This window comes from Dermatophilus sp. B7861-1 (genome assembly GCF_058996045.1).
In genome coordinates this window covers 1,409,015-1,431,332 of sequence record NZ_CM180082.1, presented here as the reverse complement: position 1 = coordinate 1,431,332, position 22,318 = coordinate 1,409,015, and the positions used below count along the sequence as shown (strand labels likewise).

The window sequence follows — 22,318 nt, the reverse complement described above, 5'->3', positions numbered from 1 at the left end:
TAAGAGGAGGTTCCCTCAGTGGTCGTTCTGCTCACCATCCACGCAGTGGCCGCTGTCTTATCTCCGTTCATCATAGAACGCTTTCGAGCGAGGGGATTCGGTATCTTGGCGGTACCACCCGCCTTGACATTCGCTTGGGCCCTCATACAGGCACCTACAGTACTCAGCGGTGCCGTCGTTGAAACCTACCCATGGATCCCCACACTCGGTCTTAACCTCACCTTCCGGCTGGATGAGCTGTCCTGTCTGATGTGTCTGGTCGTCGGCGGCATAGGAACACTTGTCCTCACCTACTGCGCAAGCTACTTCTCTGACGAAGAACCTGGACTTGGTCGTTTTGCTGGAACTCTCGTTGCATTCGCCGGGGCAATGCTAGGGCTGGTCACCAGCGACGATGCATTCCTGCTTTACCTGTTCTGGGAACTTACTACCGTCGGTTCCTACCTCCTCGTCGGGCACCGACCTGAAAGCAGATCCAGCCGAATCGCCGCCACGCAAGCCCTTGTTGTAACCGGCTTCGGCGGCCTAGCCATGCTCATCGGCATCGTTTTACTCGGTGAACAAGCTGGCACATACCGACTCTCGCAACTCATCAGCACCACCCCCCTCGACACCACAATCACTAACGCCGCTATCGCCCTCATCCTCACCGGCGCCCTGAGCAAATCCGCCCAAGTCCCCTTCCATTTCTGGCTACCGGGAGCCATGGCGGCCCCAACCCCGGTTAGTGCTTACCTCCACGCAGCGGCCATGGTAAAAGCAGGTATTTACCTCGTGGCCCGCCTAGCTCCATCTTTCGCTGATGCCCCCGTATGGCGCCCCCTTGTACTCACCATCGGTTGTACGACGATGCTCATCGGCGCCTACCGATCACTGCGGCAATACGACCTAAAGCTTCTTCTTGCTTTCGGAACCGTTAGTCAACTCGGATTCCTTATCGTCCTTGTCGGGTCCGGCTACCCAAATACCGCTCTCGCCGGAGTTACTCTTCTCCTCGCTCACGCGCTTTACAAGGGAGCACTATTCCTTATTGTTGGTGCCATCGATCACTCCACCGGTACTCGAGATCTACGCCGTTTGTCTGGCTTGCGCCGCTGCATGCCAGGCTTGTTTATTGCCACCATCATTTCCGCTGCCAGCATGGCCGGACTGCCACCCCTGCTCGGTTTTGTTGGCAAAGAAGCAGCTTACGACGCCTACCTACACACCCCGCTGCCCTACGGGAAAATCGTTCTCGGGGTACTCGTCGTTGGGTCAGCTCTCACCCTGGCCTACAGCTGGCGATTCATCTGGGGCGCTTTCCGCAACGATCCAAAAATTGAAGACACCCCCATTCACGCCCCCGGGATCTTGCTGACAGGAATTCCATTAATTCTTTCTAGCGGCACCGTCGCACTTGGGCTTTTCTGCAGTTATCTTGAGCCGTTCCTCCGAGGCGCAAGCAACGCTCTTGGAGACAGTGCAGATCTGCACTTGGCTCTCTGGCACGGCCTTACCCCAGCTTTATTTTTGACGCTGCTTACCTGGACTCTCGGCACTGTTCTTGTCTTGTTCAGCACACAGGTCAACCAACTTCAGGACAGAGTTCCTCCCTTGTTGTCGGCTCAGCTTGTTTACCGGCTGTGCATGCACCGGCTTGATCGCCTTTCTTTGGAGACGACGGGTCTGCTGCAACGCGGCTCGCTGCCTTTGTCGCTGTCTCTTATCCTCCTTGTCTTTATTGCTGTTCCAGGCGGGACGCTTTTGGCTGTAGCTCAGGACTGGGATCGCATCCAGGTCGATAACATCTCAGCCTGGCCGCAAGCGGCGATTGCCCTAGTTCTATGTACTGCTGCCATCGCATCCGTGCGTTCCCAACGCCGCCTGCGTGCCGTTTTCATGGCGGGAACTACTGGGTATGGGTGCGCAATGATGTACCTGGTTTATGGGGCGCCGGATCTTGCCTTGACTCAAGCGCTTGCCGAGACTTTTTCCATTGTTGTATTTGTTCTTGTGCTGCGTCGGCTGCGAACTCGATTCGACATTACGGCACCTTCTAAGGTCCGAGTGAGGCGAGTAATTTTCGGAACTGTCGTGGGTGTTATATTCACTGCACTTACCCTCTTGATGCCTGCTTTGCGTATTCACCGTCCAGCATCTGATGGGATGGCTGAACTTGCTTATCCCTTTGGTGGTGGAACGAATATCGTCAACATAATTCTTGTTGATATTCGCGCTTGGGACACCATGGGAGAAATTTCTGTCGCGCTGGCAGCGGCAACTGGAATCGCCAGTCTCATCTTCCTTCGTGAAGAAAATATGGAGCGGTTGCGTCCACGTTTATCTAGTGGTGCAAGTCGGCAAATGCAGCGGTCTCAACAGAATGTTCTTATCTCGCAGCCAGGTGTGCGTCAGTCTTGGCTTGTCTCGACTGCGAAGTTTGTCTCTGGTGAGCGTCGATCGGTGTTGATTGAGGTAGTTGCGCGGTTAGTTTTTCATCCGATTCTGCTGTGGTCCGTTTATCTTTTGTTCGCAGGTCACAATGCACCCGGGGGTGGTTTTGCGGCGGGAATGGTTGCTGGGCTCGCCCTGACAGTGCGTTATCTCGCAGGTGGAAGAGATGAATTGCGCGCGGCAGCGCCAATTTTGCCGGGTGTTTTGCTAGGAACCGGATTGTTCCTGTCTGCAGGTTTTGGTGTCGTATCGATGCTGTGCGGAGGGCACGTTCTGCAGACATGGACATTCAACCCGCACTTGCCGTTGATCGGTGAAGTTCACTTTGTGACGTCAGTTTTGTTTGATGTGGGTGTCTATCTCGTAGTGATCGGCCTGGTGTTGGACATGCTTCGCAGCTTGGGTGCCGCTCTTGATCGCCAGATAGAGCAGGAACAGGCTGGGAGGAATGTAAACGTGTTGAGTTCTGGCTTGTTGTCGAATAGTGAGATTTCTGGTCAAGGAACGAGTGGAATTTTACCCACGGAAGGGAAGATGCAGTGATTTCTAACCTTCCTTTAGCTATTTCCGTAGGCGTAATGGCGTCATGTGGTGTTGTTCTTCTTTTGGAGCGAGGAATTGTTCGCTCGTTTATTGGCATCATTCTTATGGGAAATGCGGTGAACCTTTTGTTCCTCGCTGCTGGTGGCGCGGCGGGTAAATCCGCGATTGTGGGGATGTGGCCCGTTTCTGAGATGAGTGATCCACTACCTCAGGCCATGGTGCTTACCGCCATCGTTATCACGTTGGCTTTGACCGGTTTTGTTATGGCACTCGCTCATCGTGCGTGGCAGTTGTCTAGCAGCGACATCATTACGGATGACGATGAAGATGCGCGCATTGCTCGCCGTGCTGCGGAAAACGACATGTCTGAGAGCGATTACGCCGGTGATCTGGACGAACCTGATCCGGGAGATGATCCTGACCCAGGGGGACATCACCCTGCTAGAGGTGAGAATGTGCAGGCCATAACGGGGAGCAGCCCTGAGGATCAGCGTGATGGAGGGCTCCGATGAGTGTGATGGCTGTTCTGGATTTGCTTGCAGAGGGGAATGTGCCTTCACCTGCGGGTGAAGTGGATCCGTGGACGTGGCTGGTCCCCTTGCCCGTTACGTTGCCGTTGATCGGTGCTGGGTTGACTTTGGTGGCGGTGCGTAAGGAGAAAGTGCAGCGGATTATCACGATCTGTGTGTTTGTCAGTGTGTTGCTTGCTTCCTTCGTGATGCTGCAGCGGGCGGATATGTATGGCCCTCAGGTAATGCAGGCTGCTGGTTGGGCTGCGCCGATGGGAGTCACATTGATTGTGGATCGGTTGGCAGCATTAATGGTGCTGGTGTCCACGATTGTGACGTTCGCGGTCATGATGTATTCGATCGGTCAAGGGCGTTCTAGTGCTGATATGGGTGATGGTGAGGCGCCGTTGCCGATTTTTCACCCGACATTGCTGGTGCTGGCGGCTGGCGTTGGCACCACATTCATTTCAGGTGATTTGTTCCACATTTATGTGGGTTTTGAAATGTTGTTGGTTGCCAGTTTCGTGTTGCTCACATTGGGGGGCACGGAGGAGCGGGTGCGTGCTGGTGTTAACTATGTTTTCGTGAATTTGCTAAGTTCACTATTTTTCTTAGCTGCGATTGCTTTTGTATATGCAGCTGCGGGGACAGTGAATTTGGCTCAGTTAGCAGTTCGTCTTCCTGAGTTGTCTTCCGCAGGTACGTTTACATTGTCAGCATTGCTGTTGATTGGGTTTGGTATTAAAGCTGCTTTGTTCCCGATGATGGGGTGGCTTCCTGACTCGTATCCAACGGCTCCGGCGCCAGTGACGGCAGTATTCGCGGGTCTGCTCACTAAGGTTGGGGTGTATGCAATGTTGCGCACACAGACACTGCTGTTCCCTGATGGTCGGTTGAATGGGATGCTCATGTGGGCGGCGTTGCTCACTATGCTTTTTGGGATTTTGGGTGCTATTGCGCAGGATGACATTAAGCGTTTGTTGTCGTTTACGTTGATTAGTCACATCGGTTACTTGGTTTTTGGGTTAGCGGTCGGTAATCAGATGGGCTTGTCGGCGGCGGTTTTTTATATGTGTCATCACATTGTGGTGCAGACGAGTCTGTTTTTGGTGACGGGGCTTATTGAGCACCGGGCGGGGACGACGTCGTTGGCGGAGTTGGGTGGGTTGGCTCGTACAGCTCCGTTAATTGCGGTGTTGTTTTTTATTCCCGCGATTAATTTGGGTGGTATTCCACCGTTTTCGGGGTGGTTGGGGAAGATTGGTTTGTTGCATGCTGGTGCGCAGGCTGGTGGGGTAGTGGCGTATGCGCTGATGGTCGGTGCGGTGGTGACGAGTTTGTTGACGTTGTATGCGGTGTCAAGGGTGTGGTCCCGGGCGTTTTGGCGTCGACCGGTTACGGAACTTTCTGCTGAGGTGGAGGTTCCTGCGGGTGAGCGTGAGTTTGTGTCAGCTGAGTCGATTCCAGTGATTGAACCTGATCGTTTGCGTGAGTTGCAGGGGCAGGCAGATCAGCCGGTTCCTCGGGGATTGTTTATTCCTACGGCGTCGTTGGTAGCGGTGTCGTGTGCGTTCACTTTGGCTGCTGGTCCGCTGTATGGGGTGACAGATCGGGCGGCTTCTGATTTGTTGTCGCGGACGCCGTATGTGCATGCGGTATTCCCGGCAGGGTGTGGTGAGGGGAGTGTGTGTCGTGGTTGATTCGAGTTCTGCGCGGCGTCAGTTCAGAGCGGTGAGGCGGCGGGTGCAACCGTTGCCGTTGGTGTTGTTGGTGACGGTGTGGGTGATGTTGTGGGGGAGAGCGACGTGGTTGAACGTCATTGGTGGGGTGGTGTTGACGGTGGGAATTTTGGTGTTGCTTCCTTTGCCGCCGTTGATTTTGGGGGTGCGGCTGCGTTTGTGGGCGGTGGTGGTGTTGTTGATGCGTTTTGTGGTGGATTTGACGGCGGCGAGTTTTCAGGTTGCTGCGAGGGCGTTGCAGGTGGGGTGGCAGCCGCAGGGGCGTTTGCTGCGGGTTCCTTTGCGTTCGGATAACGAGTTGATTGCTGTGGTGAATGCCGAGATGAACGCGTTGGTTCCGGGGTCGGTGGTGGTGGACTTGTCTCCGAGTGAGGGGTGGATGCTGTTGCATATTTTTGATGCGCCTGATGAGGAGTCGTTGCGGGTGGCGTTACGGAAGGCGCAGTCGCAGGAGGAGAGGGTGATTTGGGCGTTGGCGGAGAATCCGCAGGCAGTGTTGCGTGGTCGGCGGCGTTGGCGGTCTGTGGCGTCTGGAGTTGAGGGGCAGGTGCAGCGGTGAACGTTCAGCTGTGGGTTATTGGTGCGTGCGTAGTGATGTTGTTGGTCTCTGCGTTGTTGTCGGTTTTTCGGATGGTGGTGGGGCCAACGGCAGTTGACCGGGCGATTGCTAACGAGGTGTTGGTGTCAACGGTCGTGTGTGTTCTTGGTTTGTATATTGCGGCCACGCGGGATGGGTCGACGGTGTCGATTCTTATTTCGTTGTCGTTGGTTGGGTTTGTGTCTTCGTTGGCGGTGGCGCGGTTTGCGGCGCATGCTGATGATGCGGTGCAGCCAAGGTCGTTGGCGCCGGTGGTGGATGGGCGGGTTTTGTTGGAGGGTGCGGGCGGCGGTTCTGGTGAGGGGCAGTTTTCTGCAGGGCAGGGGGATCGTCGGTGAGTGTTGTGGAGCAGGTTGCTGATTGGGTGGCGCTGGCGGCGTTGTTTGTGGGGTCGTTTTTGTGTTTGACAGCTGCTGTGGGGTTGGGGCGGTTTCGGGACTTTTTTAGTCGGGTGCATGCGGCTGCTAAGCCGCAGACTTTGGGGGTGTTGTTGGTGTTGTTGGCGGTGGGGTTGAGGTTGCCGTCGTGGATTGATTTGGGGATGTTGTTGTTGGTGGGTGTCTTTCAGATGATCACGGTGCCAACGTCGGGTCATATGACTGGGCGGGGGTATTACGCATTGGCACGTTCGGATAAGGCTGATGAGGGTGAGGTTTCGGGACAGGGTGGGTAGTGCAGGTACACAAGTGCCTGGTAGCTGACTTGTTGTATGGGTCAGTTACCAGGCACTTGTGTTTTATCTGGGGTGGGGTGTTTAGGAGATGTTGAGTTCTCCCATGGGGCCCCATTGGCCGTTTTCGACCTGTTTACTGATGATTTGGGGGGTTTGGGTGAGGTATTGGGGGAATTCTTTTTTCATTGTTTCGAAGTGTTCGCTGGAAACGTGGGGTTCAGCTCCTTCGTCGGTGAATGCTTCGAGGAGGATGTAGGTGTTGGGGTCTTCGATGCTGCGGGACCATTCGAACCAGAGGTTGCCTTCTTCGGATCGGGTCGCTTCGGTGAAGGGGCGGCTGATTTCTGGCCAGTTATCTGCGTGTTCGGGTTTGATGAAGAATTTGACGTTGATGAGGATCATGCGTTCACGCTAACGGAGGTTGGTGATCTTCGCCGGGTGAGTTGTGTGGTGGGGTGGGGTTGTCATTGTTGTGTGGGGGCGGGATTTGGTTTTTTGGTCAGTGGTGGGGTGGGGCGTTCGGCCCAGCGGTCGGGTGTGTGTTCGCCGGTGGTGGTTATTTCGGTTCCGGCGGGTGCAGATGCGGGGGAGGGGGCTTCGACGGTGGTGCCGCGTAGGCGGGAGAGGGTGCGCATGAGGTGGTAGACGGTGAGGGCGGCGCCGGTTCCTAGGGCGATGCCGTTGAAGGTGAGTCCGCCGAGGACCCAGGTGAAGTCAGCGATGCCGATGACCAGGGCTAGGGCTGCGGTGTTGAGGTTGACGGGGTCGGAGAAGTCGACGCGGTTTTGTACCCAGATGCGTACGCCGAGCATGCCGATCATGCCGTAGAGGACGGTGGCTGCGCCGCCGAGGACTCCGCTGGGGATGGTGTTAATGAGTTCGCCGAATTTGGGGATCATGCTTAGTGCTAGTGCGAAGAGTCCGGCGACGACGTAGGCGGCGGTGGAGTAAACGCGGGTGGCGGCCATGACGCCGATGTTTTCGGCGTAGGTGGTGGTTCCGGATCCGCCTCCGGATCCGGCGAGCATGGTGGAGATGCCGTCGGCGAAGAGTGCGCGTCCGGTGATGTCGTCGAGGTTGCGTCCGGTCATGGCTGCGACGGATTTGACGTGTCCGATGTTTTCGGCGATGAGGACGACGACTACGGGGAGGAACATGGCAAGGACGGATGGTTCGAAGGTGGGGGTGTGGAAGGTGGGTAGGCCGATCCAGGATGCTTTGTTGACTTCGGTGAAAGTGACTTCGCCGCGGGTGAGGGCGGTGGCGTAGCCGATGAGTACGCCGATGAGGATGGATAGGCGTCCGATGAGTCCTTTGAATAGGACGGTGGTGAGGATGATTGCCAGGATGGTGACGGTGGCGGTGATGGGGGCTTCTTTGACGTTGTTCCAGGCGGCGGGGGCGAGGTTGAAGCCGATGAGAGCGACGATGGCGCCGGTGACGGTGGGGGGCATGATTGTGTCGATCCAGCGGGCGCCGGCGACGTGGACGATTGCTCCGATGAGTGCTAGGAGTGCGCCGACGGCGATGACGCCGCCGAGTGCGGATCCGGCGCCGTGGGAGGCAGTGGCGGCGGTGATGGGTGCGATGAGGGCGAAGCTGGAGCCGAGGTAGCTGGGGAGTCGTCCGCCGGTGATTGCTAGGAAGAGGAGGGTGCCGATGGCGGAGAAGAAGAGTGTGGTGGAGGGTGGGAATCCGGTGAGTCGGGGGACGAGGAATGTTGCGCCGAACATGGCTACGACGTGTTGGGCGCCGATGCTTATGGTGAATGGCCAGGAGAGGCGTTCTTCGGGGGCGACGACTGCCCCGGGTGTGATGGTTCGGCCATCTGAGTGAAGTTTCCACCCGAGTGAGGGCATGGTGTTCTCCTTGTTGCCGCGCCGTTGGTGGGCGTGGTGGCGGTGGGGTGAGGGGTTGGATGCCCCGGTTGATGTGGGGCGGTTGGTGCCGTCCGTGGCTGGGTTGCGCAACAGCGTAGCTGCAGGGGTGTTGGGCGTGGGTTGGGTTGCCCCGGTGGCTGGGGTGAGGGCGGTTGCTGGGTGGTGCGCCTTTATATTGGTGCGCGTGCCTGATGCGTTTGATTCCTCCCGTGGTCGTTCTGAGTCTGGTGTTGGTGGTGTGAGTGGGGGACGTTCTGGGGGTGGTCGTTCTTCTGGTCGGGGTCGTGGTCGGGGTGGCCGCGTGGCGCGGCGCCCGTTGACGCAGGCGGAGCGGGCTGCGCGGGATGCGGCGCGGGCTAAGCGTCGTCAGGCGCGGTTGGCTGCGGTTCCGCAGGTGTCGTATCCGGAGCATTTGCCGGTGGCTGGGGTGCGGGATGAGATTCTTGCGGCGATTCGTGACAACCAGGTGGTGGTGATTGCTGGTGAGACGGGGTCGGGGAAGACCACGCAGATTCCGAAGATGTGTTTGGAGTTGGGGCGGGGTATTGATGGGCAGATTGGGCATACGCAGCCGCGGCGTATTGCTGCGCGTTCGGTGGCGGAGCGGTTGGCTGAGGAGTTGGGGGTTGAGATTGGGGGTGCGGTTGGGTATCAGGTGCGTTTTAACGATGCGTCGAGTCGGGACACCTTGGTGAAGGTGATGACGGATGGGGTTTTGCTGGCGGAGTTGCAGCGGGATCGTTATTTGCGTCGTTATGACACGATCATTATTGATGAGGCTCATGAGAGGAGCCTCAATATTGATTTTATTTTGGGGTATTTGCGTCAGTTATTGCCGAAGCGTCCTGATTTGAAGGTGATTGTCACTTCGGCGACGATTGATCCGGAAAAGTTTGCGAATCATTTTGCTGGCCCGGATGGTCGTCCTGCGCCGATTTTGGAGGTATCGGGGCGTACATATCCGGTAGAGATTCGTTATCGGCCGCTTGTGCGTGAGCAGGTTTCGCGTTCTGGTGAGCGGGTTGAGGTGGAGGTGGATCAGGTTTATGGGATTACTGAGGCGGTGGAGGAGTTATGGACTGAGAGCCGTGGGGATGGTGGTGATCAGGATGTTTTGGTGTTTTGTTCGGGGGAGCGGGAGATCCGTGATGCTGTTGATGCGTTGGAGGCGATGAAGTTTCCAGGTACGCAGGTGTTGCCGTTGTATGGGCGTTTATCTGCGGCGGAGCAGCATCGGATTTTTGCGGGGCATTCGGGGCGGCGCATTGTTGTGTCGACGAATGTGGCGGAGACGTCGTTGACGGTTCCGGGTATTCGGTATGTGGTGGATACGGGGACGGCGCGTATTAGTCGCTTTAATCAGCGGACGAAGGTTCAGCGTTTGCCGATTGAGGCGATTAGTCAGGCAAGTGCTAATCAGCGTTCGGGCCGTTCTGGGCGTTTGTCTGATGGTGTGGCGATTCGTTTGTATAGCGAGGAAGATTTCGCTGGCCGTCCGGAGTTTACGGATCCGGAAATCATGCGGACCAATTTGGCGAGTGTGATTTTGCAGATGATTTCGTTGGGGTTGGGTGATATTTCAGGGTTTCCGTTTGTTGATCCGCCGGATCGTCGCCAGATTGCTGATGGTTTGCGGTTGTTGCAGGAGTTGGGGGCGATTGAGGCCAGGGAGAAGGGGCCCCATCGTTTGACGCGGCTGGGTCGGGATATTGCTCGTATTCCGGTTGATCCGCGGTTGGCGCGGATGTTGATTGCGGCGGATCGTAACGGGACGTTGCGTGAAGTGATTGTGATTGTTGCGGGGTTGAGTATTCAGGATGTGCGGGAGCGTCCTTCGGAGGGGGCTGATTCTGCTCGTGCTGATCAGGCTCATGCGCGTTTTAAGGTCGAGGGTTCGGACTTTATGACGTTGTTGGCTGTGTGGGATTACTTGTCTGAGCAGCAGCGTGTTTTGTCTGGTTCGGCGTTCCGTCGGTTGTGTCGAGATGAGTATTTGCATTTCTTGCGGTTTAGGGAATGGCAGGACTTGGTGTCGCAGTTGCGGGACACGGTCAAGGAGCTTGGTTTGCGGGTGGGGACGGGGACTTCTCCGGCTTCGGCGGTGCATCAGGCGTTGTTGACGGGGTTGTTGTCGCAGGTGGGGGCGTGGGATCAGGAAAAGCGGGAGTATGTGGGTGCCCGGGGGGCGCGTTTTGCTATTGGGCATGGTTCGGTGCTGCGGCGGGTGAACCCGGAGTGGGTGATGAGTGCCGAGTTGGTGGAGACAACACGGTTGTGGGCGCGGACGAATGCGGTGACGTCGGCGGTGGATGTTGAGCAGGCGGCGGCGCATGTGGTGAAGCGGTCGCATTCGGAGCCGCGGTGGAGTCGTGGGCGTGCTGCGGCTATCGCTGATGAGCGAGTGACGTTGTTTGGTGTGCCGTTGGTGATTGGGCGGCGGGTGGCGTTGGCGCCGATTGATCCGCATTTGGCGCGTGATTTGTTTATTCGGCATGCGTTGGTGGAGGGCGATTGGGATACGCCGCATCGGTTTTTCCATGACAACCGTAAGTTGTTGGATCGGTTGTCAGAGTTGGAGTCACGGGCTCGTCGTCGTGATTTGCTTGTTGATGATTCGGATTTGGTTGCGTTTTATGACGAGCGGATTCCGGCGTCGGTGACTAGTGGTGCTGCGTTTGATGCGTGGTGGAAGGATGCGCGTCGTGCGGATCCGGATTTGTTGACGTTTACGCAGGATGTGTTGGTTGCGGATACGGCTAATGCTGGTGATGGCCCGTTGGATGAGGCGTTGCGGGCGAAGTATCCGCATGTGTGGCAGCAGGGGGAGCTGTCTTTCCGGTTGACGTATGAGTTTGACCCAGGTGGTGCTGCTGATGGTGTGACGTGCCATATTCCGCTGGCGGTGTTGAACCAGGTGGAGAACGTGGGGTTTGACTGGTTGGTGCCTGGTTTGCGTGAGGATCTTGCGATTGCGTTGGTGAAGTCGTTGCCTAAGGCGACGCGTAAGCAGTTTGTTCCTGCTCCGGATCGGGCGCGGGCGGCGTTGGCGGCGATCAGTGTTGAGGGTGAGCCGGAGCCGGGTTCAGGTCCTGGGTCGGGGGTGTCTTTTGCGGATGAGTTGGCGCGGGGGCTGTATATCGTCACGGGTAAGCGGGTGCCGGAGGGGGAGTGGGGTATTGCTTCTTTACCTGCGCATTTGCGGATGAGTTTCACTGTGGAGGATGACCGGCGGCGCGCTATTGCTGAGGGTAAGGATTTGGAGGCGTTACAGGAGGAGCTGGCGCCGAAGGTACGTGGAACGATGAAGAAGGCCGCTGCTGATCTGGAGCGCAAAGCGGTGACGTCGTGGGATTTCGGTGAGCTTCCTAGTGAGTTTGAGGGTAAGCGTGGAAAGAACACGGTGAAGGGGTTCCCGGCGCTGGTCGATCATGGTGATTCGGTGGCGATTGAGGTATTGGGGACGCGTCGGCAGCAGGAGACGGCTACGCATGATGGTTTGCGGCGGCTGGTTTTGTTGAATTCGACGGCGCCGTGGCAGCGCATTTTGACGTTGTTGAGTAATTCTCAACGGTTGGCGTTGGGTAATAACCCGCATGGTGGCATTGATGCGCTGCTAGAGGATGTGTTGGCAGCAGCGGTGGATGCGATTATTGCTGAGCAGGAGTCGGGGATGTCGGCGCGGATCCGTACTGCTGAGGCGTTTGATCAGGTGCTGGCTGCGGTCAAGCGGGAGGTTGTGCCGCATGTGATGGACATTGTTGACATGGTGGTTCCGGTGTTGGAGCGGTCGTTGAAGGTGCGGTTGGCGCTGGATGCGATGCATGCGGATCGGGTTAAGCAGATGCGTGTTGATCTGGAGCAGCAGCTTGTGGGGTTGGTGTATCCGGGGTTTGTTGCTGCGACGGGTATGAAGCAGTTGGCGCATGTGGCGCGGTATTTGCAGGCCATGTTGGTTCGGATAGAGAAGGGGCCGTTGGACCTGCGTAAGGATGCAGCTGCGGCTGAGGTTGTGGCGCGGGTGGAGCAGGAGAGGTTGGCGGTTGTAGCGAAGTTGCCTGTGACTGAGCATGGTGCGGCTGATGTTGTGCAGTTGCGCTGGCTCGTGGAGGAGTTGCGGGTGAGTTTGTTCGCGCAGCGATTGGGGACGGCTGTTCCTGTGTCTGAGAAGCGGATTTATGCGGCGATGGATCGGGTGGAGGATGCTCGTGATTAGAGGGTTGTTGGGGTAGTCGACTTGTGGTGCCGATGGGGTGTGTAGGAAGCCGTCGTTGGCGCGGCCTGCTGCGTGTTTTCGGTTTTTTGGGTGTTGTGCTCAAGTGGCGGAATTATTGCGGCCGGTGTTGCGTTGGCATTCCTGCGTTGACTGAGTTGCTTTCGCATGGCGGGCCACGGCCTGCGGTTTTGCGTGTGTGACGAGGGAGATGTGTGCAAGAAGTTATAATGGTGCAAGTCATTTTTGCCTGCGATTCGGCACTTGAACACCCCGGCTCCGTAATGTCCCGCGAGATGAGCGGTGAGACACGAGCCGCGCTAGCCGTCCGAGCAGGAATGCGACTGACCTACCAACCTACGTGAAAGGTGTCGGTGCAGCACGTGGCGAACGCCTCCGCAGAAGCCCCAACCGGTAAGAATGGAACCAAGCCTCTTCCGGCCGAGTTCTCGCACCCGGCCATCGCCGAGCTGCTGGCGGCTGGTGCCGCCACAGGAACCGTCGACAGTGTTTCCGTTCAGCGCGCATTGGTCGCGGCTGAATTAACTTTGGCGCGTCAGAAGGCGGTGTTGCGTGCTCTTGAGATGAGTGGCATCACGGTCACTCTTGATGCGAATCACGCAGCGCAGGCTGTCGCTGAAGGTCTTGGTGACAAGCCGCGTAAGCGTACGCCGCGGCGTAAGTCGACTAAGGCTGCTGGTACTACGACGCGGCGTACTAGCCGGGCCACGACGAAGAAGGTCGCGCCTGCGGCTGACGCGGCGGAGGGATCGGAAGAGGCTGCGGATAAGCCAGCGCCGCGTAAGCGCGCGACTCGTTCGACGGCGAAGTCGGCGGCTGCGAAAACTACGCGTACTCGTAAGGCCGCGAAGGAAGATCCGGAGCTCGAGGACGATCTCGATGTCGTGTCTGAGGAATTCGACGAGCCTATTGTCGATGATCTTGTTGACACCGACCATGATCTCGTTGATGACGAGCCTGAAGATGATGACGGTGAAGAGGTCACTCCTCGGGGCAGGCGTTCACGTAAGTCTAAGAAAGACGACAAGAACGATGGCTCTGAAGAGTCAGGCTTTGTTCTGCGTGACGATGATGAGGAAGATGCTCCGGCACAGCAGGTTGTCACTGCCGGGGCTACGGCCGACCCGGTCAAGGACTACTTGAAGCAGATCGGTAAGGTCGCTCTCCTTAACGCTGAGCAAGAGGTTGACCTTGCTAAGCGTATTGAGGCGGGATTGTTCGCCGAGAAAATTCTTGAGCGTGAAGAGTTCGATCCGATGCTGACCCGCGATTTGCGTTGGGTCATCATGGATGGCCGTAACGCGAAGAATCACTTGCTGGAGGCCAACCTTCGTCTGGTGGTTTCGCTGGCTAAGCGGTACACAGGGCGCGGAATGTTGTTCCTGGACTTGATCCAGGAGGGCAACCTCGGTCTGATTCGTGCAGTTGAGAAGTTCGACTACACGAAGGGCTTCAAGTTCTCGACGTATGCGACGTGGTGGATTCGTCAGGCCATCACTCGCGCTATGGCTGACCAGGCTCGCACTATTCGTATTCCGGTGCACATGGTTGAGGTCATCAACAAGTTGGCTCGGGTGCAGCGTCAGATGCTGCAGGATTTGGGTCGCGAACCCACGCCGGAGGAGCTGGCCAAGGAGCTCGACATGACGCCGGAGCGCGTTGTCGAGGTGCAGAAGTATGGGCGTGAGCCAATTTCTTTGCACACTCCGCTGGGTGAGGATGGCGACAGCGAGTTTGGTGACCTCATTGAGGACTCTGAGGCTGTGGTTCCTGCTGACGCGGTGAGCTTTACGTTGTTGCAGGAGCAGTTGCACTCGGTGCTTGACACGCTTTCTGAACGTGAGGCGGGCGTGGTGTCGATGCGTTTCGGTTTGACCGATGGTCAGCCGAAGACTCTCGATGAGATCGGCAAGGTGTATGGCGTGACGCGTGAGCGTATCCGTCAGATCGAGTCGAAGACGATGAGTAAGCTGCGTCACCCGTCGCGTTCTCAGGTGTTGCGCGACTACCTGGACTGATCGCGGTAAAGCGGCGGGGACGTCACACATATGTGTGACGTCCCCGCCGCTTTATGCGTGGGTGGGGTGGTGTTAGTGGCGGTATTTCGCTGAGGCCGCGACGACAGATTCGAAGATGTCGCGGTCCAGGGCGGCTCCTTCGCGGCGGATGCTGTCGGCTGGCAGGGTTAAAAGGCGGTTGAGGCGCACTTCGCTGGGGCGTCCTTGACGGTCCCAGGCTCCGGTGCCGATGTCCATCCAAAATCGTCCGGCGCGTGCCTCTTGTGCGGCGTCTCGGTCGTGGTCTTTGCTGGTGAGTTGGAGGGCGTGGACGGTGTCGCCTTCGATGCTCAGAACCAGGACGGGCCGGTCTTTTCCTTGGGATGCGTCTTCTTCGAAGGGAACCCAGGCCCAGACGACTTCGCCGGGGTCTGGGCGGCCATTGCGGTTGGGGGAGTAGGTGATGTTCTCTGGTGCGCCGCTGTTGGTGGTGGGTGTGCGGTGGCTGGCTGGGGGGTGTGGGGTTGGGGGTGCTTCTGCTGGTGCGGGGGCGGTGGTGGTGTGTTGTGTTTTCTTCTCTGGGGTGGTGTTTTCGGTGCGGCGCTGGAGTTCTTCTCCAGCGAATCGCAGGAGGAAACGGAGCAGTTCACGTCCAAGACGTTGGAAGTTGAATGACACGCCGGAAGCGTAACGGGTGGCGGTGGCGTGGAGCGTGCCCCAAGGTGCGGTTGAAGTCGTGGGAGAATGGAGGGTGATTGTGCCGTTGGTGCTGTGCAGGCAGCTGTTTGATCAGTCCTGTAGACCGGGCGCCTGGCACCTGACCCCCGTCCGCTCTACCACTATCGAGGTCACCTAGTGTCACCGAAGGCTGCTTCGGCGCTGCCTCCCGCAGCGACCCCTGCCGAGCTGATTCGTAACTTTTGCATCATTGCCCACATTGACCACGGCAAGTCCACGCTTGCGGACCGGATGCTGCAGTCAACGGGCATTGTGCCTGAGCGGGAGATGCGTGCGCAGTATTTGGACCGGATGGACATTGAGCGTGAGCGTGGCATCACGATCAAGTCGCAGGCGGTGCGGATGCCGTGGTCGTTGGCTGATGAGGAGGGGCAGAACACTTACTGCCTCAACATGATTGATACTCCTGGGCACGTGGACTTTACCTATGAGGTGTCGCGTTCTCTTGCTGCGTGTGAGGGAGCGGTGCTGCTGGTGGATGCTGCCCAGGGGATTGAGGCCCAGACGCTGGCGAACCTTTACCTGGCGATGGAGAACGATCTGACCATCATCCCAGTGCTGAATAAAATTGATCTTCCTGCGGCGCAGCCGGAAAAGTATGCCGAAGAGTTGGCAGGCTTGATTGGTTGTGAGCCCGAAGATGTGCTGAAAGTGTCGGGGAAGACCGGTGAGGGAGTTGAGGAGCTTCTCGATCAGATCGTCCGGCAGATTCCCCCGCCGGTGGGTGTGGCTGATGCACCGACGCGGGCGATGATTTTCGACTCTGTCTATGACACGTACCGTGGCGTGGTCACGTATGTGCGAGTGGTGGATGGGATGCTCAAACCGCGAGAGCGGATTTCGATGATGTCTACCGGTGCCACGCATGAGCTGCTGGAGATTGGGGTGATCTCGCCAGAGCCGCTGCCGAGCAATGGGCTGGGCGTGGGGGAAACTGGCTACCTGATCACGGGGGTCAAGGACGTGCGCCAGTCTCGGGTGGGTGACACGGTGACGTTGTCCTCGGCGCCTGCCAAGGAGCCGGTGGGTGGTTACAAGGACCCGCGCCCGATGGTGTTCTCGGGTCTTTACCCGATTGATGGGTCGGATTACCCGGCGTTGCGGGACGCGTTGGACAAACTCAAGCTCAACGATGCGGCGCTGGTGTATGAGCCGGAAACGTCGGTGGCGTTGGGGTTTGGTTTCCGTGTCGGGTTCCTGGGGATGCTGCACTTGGAGATCGTGCGGGAGCGTCTCGAACGTGAGTTCAACCTCGATCTCATCTCGACTCTGCCTAACGTGGAGTACGAGGTTGTAATGGAAGACAAATCCGTTGTGCGGGTGACGAATCCAAGCGAATTCCCGGCTGGAAAAGTTAAAGAGGTGCGGGAACCGGTGGTGCGCTCGACCATCCTGGCACCGAGCGAATTCATCGGGGCGATCATGGAATTGTGCCAGTCGCGGCGCGGGTCGTTGCGCGGCATGGATTACTTGTCCCCTGAGCGGGTGGAGATGCGGTACACACTGCCACTGGCTGAGATCGTGTTCGATTTTTTTGACGCGTTGAAATCCAAGACGCGTGGCTACGCATCTTTTGAGTACGAGCCTGATGGTGAGCAAACCGCTGACTTGGTTCGGGTCGATATCTTGCTGCAGGGCGAGGAAGTCGATGCGTTCAGCTCGATCGTGCACAAGGACAAGGCCTACGCCTATGGTGTCGCGATGGCGGGCAAGCTGCGGGAGTTGATTCCTAGGCAGCAGTTTGAGGTGCCGATCCAGGCTGCGATTGGTTCGCGTGTGATTGCTCGGGAAAATATCCGAGCTATCCGCAAGGACGTGCTTTCCAAGTGTTACGGCGGTGACATCTCCCGTAAGCGCAAGCTGCTTGAGAAGCAGAAAGAGGGCAAGAAGCGCATGAAGATGGTGGGGCGCGTAGAGGTGCCGCAGGAGGCCTTCATTGCTGCGCTCTCCAGTGATGGTGGCGGCGAAGCCAAGGGCGGTAAGAAATGACGCTGAACTCCAATAATGGAGCTGACGCAGCGGTTGAGAACGTGCCCGAAGAACGTGTTCTCATTCCTCGTGAAGTGTTGTCATTTGCGCGTCGGGATGGGCGCTATTCCACGCGCAACGCTAAGGCATGGACCCCGCAAATGCAGGGTTGGTTCGTCACTCCAGAGCGTGAACTGCGGTTGACCAGCATCGCCCCGCAGTGGCGCTTTGACGCTCAGGCGGTGTTCGGTAGGTCGGCGCCGCTGATCGCTGAGGTGGGCTCTGGTACTGGTGATGCGGTTCTGGCACACGCTGAGGCTTTCCCTGACGCTGACCATGTGGCGTTGGAGGTCTATCGGCCTGGTTTGGCTCGCACCGTGGTGCAGGCTGAAGCGCGAGGGCTGAGCAACCTGCGGGTTTTGGAGGGTGATGGACGGGCCCTGATCGCCAATAACATAGAGCCCGGAACCTTTTCGGAAATTCACGTGTGGTTCCCGGATCCGTGGCCGAAAACCAAACATCACAAGCGCCGTCTTGTAGACGTCCGGTTTTTTGAGGATGTGGCGCGTGTTCTGGTTGCCGGGGGAGTGGTTCGGCTGGCCACAGATTGGGCCCCTTATGCCGTGGTGATGAGTGAGGCAGCCGCGCAGGTGCCGGCACTTTCTCCGATTCCGGGTGCGGTGACTGCCGTGACTGACCCGCAGGCACATGAGGACCCGACTGCTGCGGTGTCTACTCGGTCGCTGTATGGCCAAAGCGAGCGGTATGCGGTGCGGCCATTGACGCGATTTGAGAGCAAAGGTCGTGCCTTGGGTAGGCCCATCGCTGACCTTGCCTACGTGGTCACATCGACGGCCTGACCGTGCCCTCTCTTCCTCTTGGCGATCCGGCTCCTGCCGATGGTGCACTCCCGTCTGCAGCGGTAGCGGCGCTACAAGGGCCTGAACCGTTTGGTTATTACGTGCATGTGCCGTTCTGCTACCGCAGATGCGGTTATTGCGACTTCAACACCTACGTTCCATCTGCTGGTGTCGATGGCCAGGAGCAGATGCGCCGTTACGTTGCCGCCGCAGTTACCGAGATTGACTTGTCTGCGCGGGTTCTTGCTGGACCAGACAAAGCTTTGCGGCCAGTGGACACAGTCTTTTTCGGCGGGGGCACTCCCACGATGCTCGCCGCTGAGGACATCGTGACGCTGCTCGATGCGATCCGGTCCAGGTTTGGGCTGATTGATGGCGCAGAAGTAACGGTCGAGGCCAACCCAGACACAACGAGCGCGGAATCGTTAGCGCGGTTGGCTGATGCGGGGGTGACCCGTATCAGTGTGGGGATGCAGTCGGCAGTTGGGCATGTTCTAGAAACTCTTGACCGTACCCACACTCCCGACAATGTTGAGGCAACTATCGTCGCAGCCAAGGATGCGGGTTTGGTTACCAGCCTTGACCTGATTTACGGCACGCCGGGGGAGAGCCTGGCGGATTGGCAGGTGTCGCTGCATGCGGCGATCGCCCTGGAACCGGATCACATTTCTGCTTATGGACTGGTGATCGAAGAGGGCACTGCGATGGGGACGGCATTGCGCCGCGGTGCAGTTGCCCCGACCGATGATGACGATGAGGCAGCTAAATATGAGATGGCAGACCGGGTGCTCGCTGCTGCTGGGTACCGCTGGTATGAGGTGAGCAACTGGGCCCGTAATGAGGTGGGGCGCGGTCGCCACAACGAGGGCTACTGGCATGATGGGCACTGGTGGGGAGTGGGGCCAGGAGCGCACAGCCATATTGGTGGTGTGCGGTGGTGGAATGTTAAATACCCGGCCGCGTATGCAGCTGCGTTAGAGGAGGGTCGTTCGCCGGCTGCGGCGCGCGAGGTGCTGGATGAAGAAGCCCGTGTTACCGAAAAAATCATGCTTGGTATTCGCCTGGCTGAAGGGTTGCCGCTGTCGGTGCTGGATTCTGGGTTCACTGCTGGGCCGCAGGTGGCTAGGCAGTTGTCTCAGGAGGGGCTGCTGCGTGGGGATGCGTTAGCTGATGCTGAGCCCAGGGCAGTGCTCACTGACCGGGGGCGTTTGCTAGCCGACTTGGTTTTGCGGCGGATGCTTGGTTATTAGTGCAGGTGTTTTAAGAAGCGTGTGTGGCGCCCCACCCGAAGCAGGGTAGGGCGCCACACACGCTTCTAGGTAGTCAGGCTTTTGTGTTTTCGGCTTCGGTGCGTTGGATGAGTGCAACAACCTCGGTGCGCACGACTTTACGCATGGCGTTGGTGGGTAGCTCTTCGACGGAAACGAACCTGCGCGGGACTTTGTAGGCAGCTAGGTGCTGTTTGGCCCAAGCTCGGAGTTCTTCGTTGCTGGGCAGTTCTCCCTCGGGAACGATCGCGGCGACGACGTCTTCGCCACGTCGTGTGCCTGGGATCCCGACGACGGAGATGTCTCGGATACGAGGGTGGCGTCGCAGCGCATCCTCGACTTCAAGCGGAGAAACGTTGAAGCCGCCAGTGATGATGATGTCTTTGAGCCGGCCGGTGAGAACGATGAATCCGTCGGTGACGCGTGCGAGGTCGCCGGTGCGGAACCAGTCGTCAATGAAGGCTTCAGCGGTTTCTAGTGGTTTGTTGAGGTAGCCGGAGAACACTTGTGGCCCGCGGACGATCAGCTCGCCTTCTTCGCCTTCGAGGACGTCATTCTGTGGGTTTTTGGGATCAACGATCCGCACATCGGTGTCGGGGAAGGGGATGCCAATACTTCCTGCGCGGCGTCGAGAATCGAGGGGGTTGCCGACTATCACAGGTGAAGTTTCGGTCAGTCCGTATCCTTCAATGAGCATCCCGCCGGTGGTTTTTTCCCACTTCGCGACGAACTCTGGTGGCAGTGACATGGCGCCGCACAACGTGGTGCGCAGTGACTGCAAGCGCACGTGGCGTTCTTTGGCTTTTGTCAGGAAGGCATCCAGCAGTGGGGGCACCCCTACGAGAAAGGTTGCTGGGCGTCGTTTCATAGCTGCGACCATCAGGCTCGGGTCGGGGCTAGGAAGGGTGACAACAGTGGCGCCTGCGCACAAACCAGCGAAAGAGCCCAGCGTGAGACCGAACGCGTGGAACATGGGTAACACAGACAGGAACGTTTCGGTTCCCAAGGCTAGTCCGGTCCACTCCAATCCCTGCTTGCAGTTAGCTAGCAGGTTGGCGTGAGTCAAAGGAACGCCTTTAGGGCGTCCGGTGGTGCCTGAGGTGTACATGATCACGGCGGTGGCATCTGAGGCGGGGTAGCTGTGCGTGGAGGGCAACGCTCCATGCCGGAACAACGATTCCCAGGAGGCGCATCCGCGCATGAGTCCGCCGGCAGTTAACTGCGAGCGCATGTTGCGGGTCTTTGCCAGAGGTAGGCGTAGGGCTAGGCGTTTAGGTAGGGGCAGGGAGCGGGTGATGTCGACCCCGAAGATGTGTTCAACGCCGGTGCGTTGACGTAGCGGCATGACGGCGGGCAGGGAGTTGTCCCAGGCGACGACGACGCGGGCGCCGTGGTCGAGGAACATGGGTTCGAGTTCGTCGGTGGGGTAGAGGGGGTTGTGTTGCACAACGGCCAGGCCGATGCGTTGGGCTGCCAGGGTGGCGATGATGTTTTCGGGGCAGTTGGGTAGCAAGATGGCGATGCGTTCGCCGCTGCGCAGGCCGAGTTTAAGTAGGCCCGCGGCTACGCGGGAGACGTGTTCGCTGAGTTTTTCGTAGGTGAGCGCGGTGCCCATGAAGTCGATGCAGACGCGTTCGGGAAGTTTGGCCGCGGTGGCTTCGATTTTGGCGGGAATGGAGGTGTCCCAGTAGGTGAGGTGTCTGGCGACGGTGCCGGACTCTAAGGAGTCGGTGGCGAGTTGCTTTCCGATCATGTAGGCCTCCAGGTTTGCACTCGGGTACCGACTGAAGCTGCGGCTACGTAACCGTAACCTGTATGGTTACGTAGGGCGCGGCTTTGTTAGGAGCCGGGGCCTGAGGGTTTCAGTTTTCGGTGTCGGTTGGGGCGGTCACGAAGTCGATGAGTTCTTCTACTCGTCCAAGGAATTGCGGTTCGAGATCCTCGTAATTGCGTACCGTAGCCAGGATTGCTTGCCAGCCGCGGGCGATGTCGGCTTGGTCACTGTTGGGCAGACCTAGAGCTGCCAGGATTCCGCGTTTCCAGTCGGTGCCGCGTTCGATGGTGGGCCATGCGCGCAGACCGACACGAGTGGGTTTGACTGATTGCCATACGTCGACGAATGGGTGGCCGACGATGTGGACATGGTTGGCCCAGGGCTGGAGGGTGCGGGCTTTTTCTACGAGTCGGTATTCCTTGCTGCCGGGGACGAGGTGGTCCACGAGGATGCCTAGGCGTCGCTGCGCGGTGGGGGCGAAGTCGGTGATGATGCCGTTGAGGTCGTCGATTCCGCCGACGTATTCAACGACGACTCCTTCGACGCGTAGGTCATCTCCCCACACTTTTTCGACCAGTTCGGCGTCGTGTCGTCCTTCGACGAAGATGCGCGAGCCCAGCGCAACGCGGGCGCGAGCTTGAGCGACGGCGCGGCTGCCGCTAGCTGTGTATGTGCGGCTGCGTTCAGGGGTACTGCGGGGGGCGGTGAGAGTGACGGGTGAGCCATCGATGAGGAATCCTGGACCAAGGGGGAAAGCTTTGATGCGGCCTCGGCGGTCTTCTAGGTCTACGACCTGCATGCCGCCTGCTTTTTGTACCCGTGTGATAGCTCCGACCCAGCCGGAGGCTACTTCTTCGACGACTAGACCAATTTCTGCGGGTGTCTGTATGGATCTTCCTCGCGGGGGAGTGTGTTTGTGCGCGAGGATGTCACCGGAATATCGTCCCCGGCCCGCGGCGGCGGGGGCGGAAGGTTTGTGGGGGGAACGGGTTCGGGGGAATTCGCGCACGCGACCATCGTAGGGGCGCACCGAGTTGGCACTCGACCGATCAGAGTGCCAACATCAAAGGGAATCATTGATTGGCGGCCCCGCCCACACGACGGTTA

Annotated in this window: 17 protein-coding genes; 12 read left to right on the top strand and 5 right to left on the bottom strand. The window is 58.4% G+C overall.

Annotated elements, in window-relative coordinates; translation table 11 throughout:
• Nucleotides 1-18: 18 nt before the first annotated feature.
• Genes AC2T9U_RS06375 through mnhG form a run of 6 tightly spaced genes read left to right on the top strand, consistent with a single transcriptional unit; the run spans nucleotide 19 to nucleotide 6,495 of the window.
• Nucleotides 19-2,976, top strand: a complete 2,958-nt coding sequence (locus tag AC2T9U_RS06375) for a Na+/H+ antiporter subunit A (protein ID WP_493695554.1) — start codon at nucleotides 19-21, stop codon at nucleotides 2,974-2,976.
• Nucleotides 2,973-3,488, top strand: coding sequence for a Na(+)/H(+) antiporter subunit C (locus tag AC2T9U_RS06370; RefSeq protein WP_493695553.1), 516 nt, complete (start codon nucleotides 2,973-2,975; stop codon nucleotides 3,486-3,488). The genes AC2T9U_RS06375 and AC2T9U_RS06370 overlap by 4 nt, the downstream gene beginning before the upstream one ends.
• Nucleotides 3,489-3,493: 5 nt before the next feature.
• Nucleotides 3,494-5,185: a Na+/H+ antiporter subunit D gene (locus tag AC2T9U_RS06365; RefSeq protein WP_493696937.1), complete on the top strand. Its 1,692-nt coding sequence runs from the start codon at nucleotides 3,494-3,496 to the stop codon at nucleotides 5,183-5,185.
• Complete coding sequence (locus tag AC2T9U_RS06360) at nucleotides 5,178-5,783, top strand: Na+/H+ antiporter subunit E (RefSeq protein ID WP_493695552.1); 606 nt, start codon at nucleotides 5,178-5,180, stop codon at nucleotides 5,781-5,783. The genes AC2T9U_RS06365 and AC2T9U_RS06360 overlap by 8 nt, the downstream gene beginning before the upstream one ends.
• On the top strand, nucleotides 5,780-6,160 hold the full coding sequence (locus tag AC2T9U_RS06355; protein WP_258553118.1) for an MrpF/PhaF family protein: 381 nt from the start codon (nucleotides 5,780-5,782) through the stop codon (nucleotides 6,158-6,160). Before AC2T9U_RS06360 ends, AC2T9U_RS06355 begins: the two co-directional genes overlap by 4 nt.
• Nucleotides 6,157-6,495, top strand: coding sequence for a monovalent cation/H(+) antiporter subunit G (mnhG, locus tag AC2T9U_RS06350; RefSeq protein ID WP_028327710.1), 339 nt, complete (start codon nucleotides 6,157-6,159; stop codon nucleotides 6,493-6,495). The genes AC2T9U_RS06355 and mnhG overlap by 4 nt, the downstream gene beginning before the upstream one ends.
• A gap of 81 nt (nucleotides 6,496-6,576) precedes the next feature.
• On the opposite strand, the gene AC2T9U_RS06345 is transcribed toward mnhG, so the two are convergent.
• Complete coding sequence (locus tag AC2T9U_RS06345; protein ID WP_208303359.1) at nucleotides 6,577-6,897, bottom strand: putative quinol monooxygenase; 321 nt, start codon at nucleotides 6,895-6,897, stop codon at nucleotides 6,577-6,579.
• A gap of 62 nt (nucleotides 6,898-6,959) precedes the next feature.
• Nucleotides 6,960-8,354 carry a uracil-xanthine permease family protein gene (locus tag AC2T9U_RS06340; RefSeq protein WP_493695551.1) on the bottom strand — a complete coding sequence of 465 codons (1,395 nt, stop codon included), beginning with the start codon at nucleotides 8,352-8,354 and terminating at the stop codon, nucleotides 6,960-6,962.
• Here AC2T9U_RS06340 and hrpA point away from each other — a divergent pair.
• The 3 genes from hrpA to AC2T9U_RS06325 all read left to right on the top strand — a co-directional run bounded on the left by hrpA (nucleotide 8,353) and on the right by AC2T9U_RS06325 (nucleotide 14,624).
• Complete coding sequence (hrpA, locus tag AC2T9U_RS06335) at nucleotides 8,353-12,588, top strand: ATP-dependent RNA helicase HrpA (RefSeq protein WP_493695550.1); 4,236 nt, start codon at nucleotides 8,353-8,355, stop codon at nucleotides 12,586-12,588. The genes AC2T9U_RS06340 and hrpA overlap by 2 nt on opposite strands.
• Nucleotides 12,589-12,815: 227 nt before the next feature.
• Entirely contained in the window at nucleotides 12,816-12,950 is a 135-nt protein-coding gene (locus AC2T9U_RS06330; RefSeq protein WP_258553120.1) for a hypothetical protein, read from the top strand.
• 18 nt (nucleotides 12,951-12,968) lie between these two features.
• Nucleotides 12,969-14,624: an RNA polymerase sigma factor gene (locus AC2T9U_RS06325; RefSeq protein WP_411431110.1), complete on the top strand. Its 1,656-nt coding sequence runs from the start codon at nucleotides 12,969-12,971 to the stop codon at nucleotides 14,622-14,624.
• Nucleotides 14,625-14,696: 72 nt separating this feature from the next.
• Here AC2T9U_RS06325 and AC2T9U_RS06320 read toward each other — a convergent pair whose 3' ends face one another.
• Nucleotides 14,697-15,281: a type II toxin-antitoxin system PemK/MazF family toxin gene (locus tag AC2T9U_RS06320; protein WP_493695549.1), complete on the bottom strand. Its 585-nt coding sequence runs from the start codon at nucleotides 15,279-15,281 to the stop codon at nucleotides 14,697-14,699.
• 177 nt (nucleotides 15,282-15,458) lie between these two features.
• On the opposite strand from AC2T9U_RS06320, the gene lepA reads away from it, so the two are divergent.
• The 3 genes from lepA to hemW are packed head-to-tail and all read left to right on the top strand — an operon-like array spanning nucleotide 15,459 to nucleotide 19,419.
• Entirely contained in the window at nucleotides 15,459-17,330 is a 1,872-nt protein-coding gene (gene lepA / locus AC2T9U_RS06315; protein ID WP_493695548.1) for a translation elongation factor 4, read from the top strand.
• The gene (trmB, locus tag AC2T9U_RS06310; protein WP_493695547.1) at nucleotides 17,327-18,169 is read left to right on the top strand and encodes a tRNA (guanosine(46)-N7)-methyltransferase TrmB; all 843 of its coding nucleotides are present in this window, start codon (nucleotides 17,327-17,329) and stop codon (nucleotides 18,167-18,169) included. Before lepA ends, trmB begins: the two co-directional genes overlap by 4 nt.
• Nucleotides 18,170-18,171: 2 nt before the next feature.
• Nucleotides 18,172-19,419, top strand: a complete 1,248-nt coding sequence (gene hemW, locus AC2T9U_RS06305) for a radical SAM family heme chaperone HemW (protein ID WP_493695546.1) — start codon at nucleotides 18,172-18,174, stop codon at nucleotides 19,417-19,419.
• Nucleotides 19,420-19,492: 73 nt separating this feature from the next.
• On the opposite strand, the gene AC2T9U_RS06300 is transcribed toward hemW, so the two are convergent.
• Nucleotides 19,493-21,190, bottom strand: coding sequence for an AMP-binding protein (locus AC2T9U_RS06300; protein ID WP_493695545.1), 1,698 nt, complete (start codon nucleotides 21,188-21,190; stop codon nucleotides 19,493-19,495).
• A 109-nt stretch (nucleotides 21,191-21,299) separates the two neighbouring features.
• On the bottom strand, nucleotides 21,300-22,139 hold the full coding sequence (locus AC2T9U_RS06295; protein WP_115032533.1) for a DUF3097 family protein: 840 nt from the start codon (nucleotides 22,137-22,139) through the stop codon (nucleotides 21,300-21,302).
• Nucleotides 22,140-22,318 lie beyond the last annotated feature (179 nt).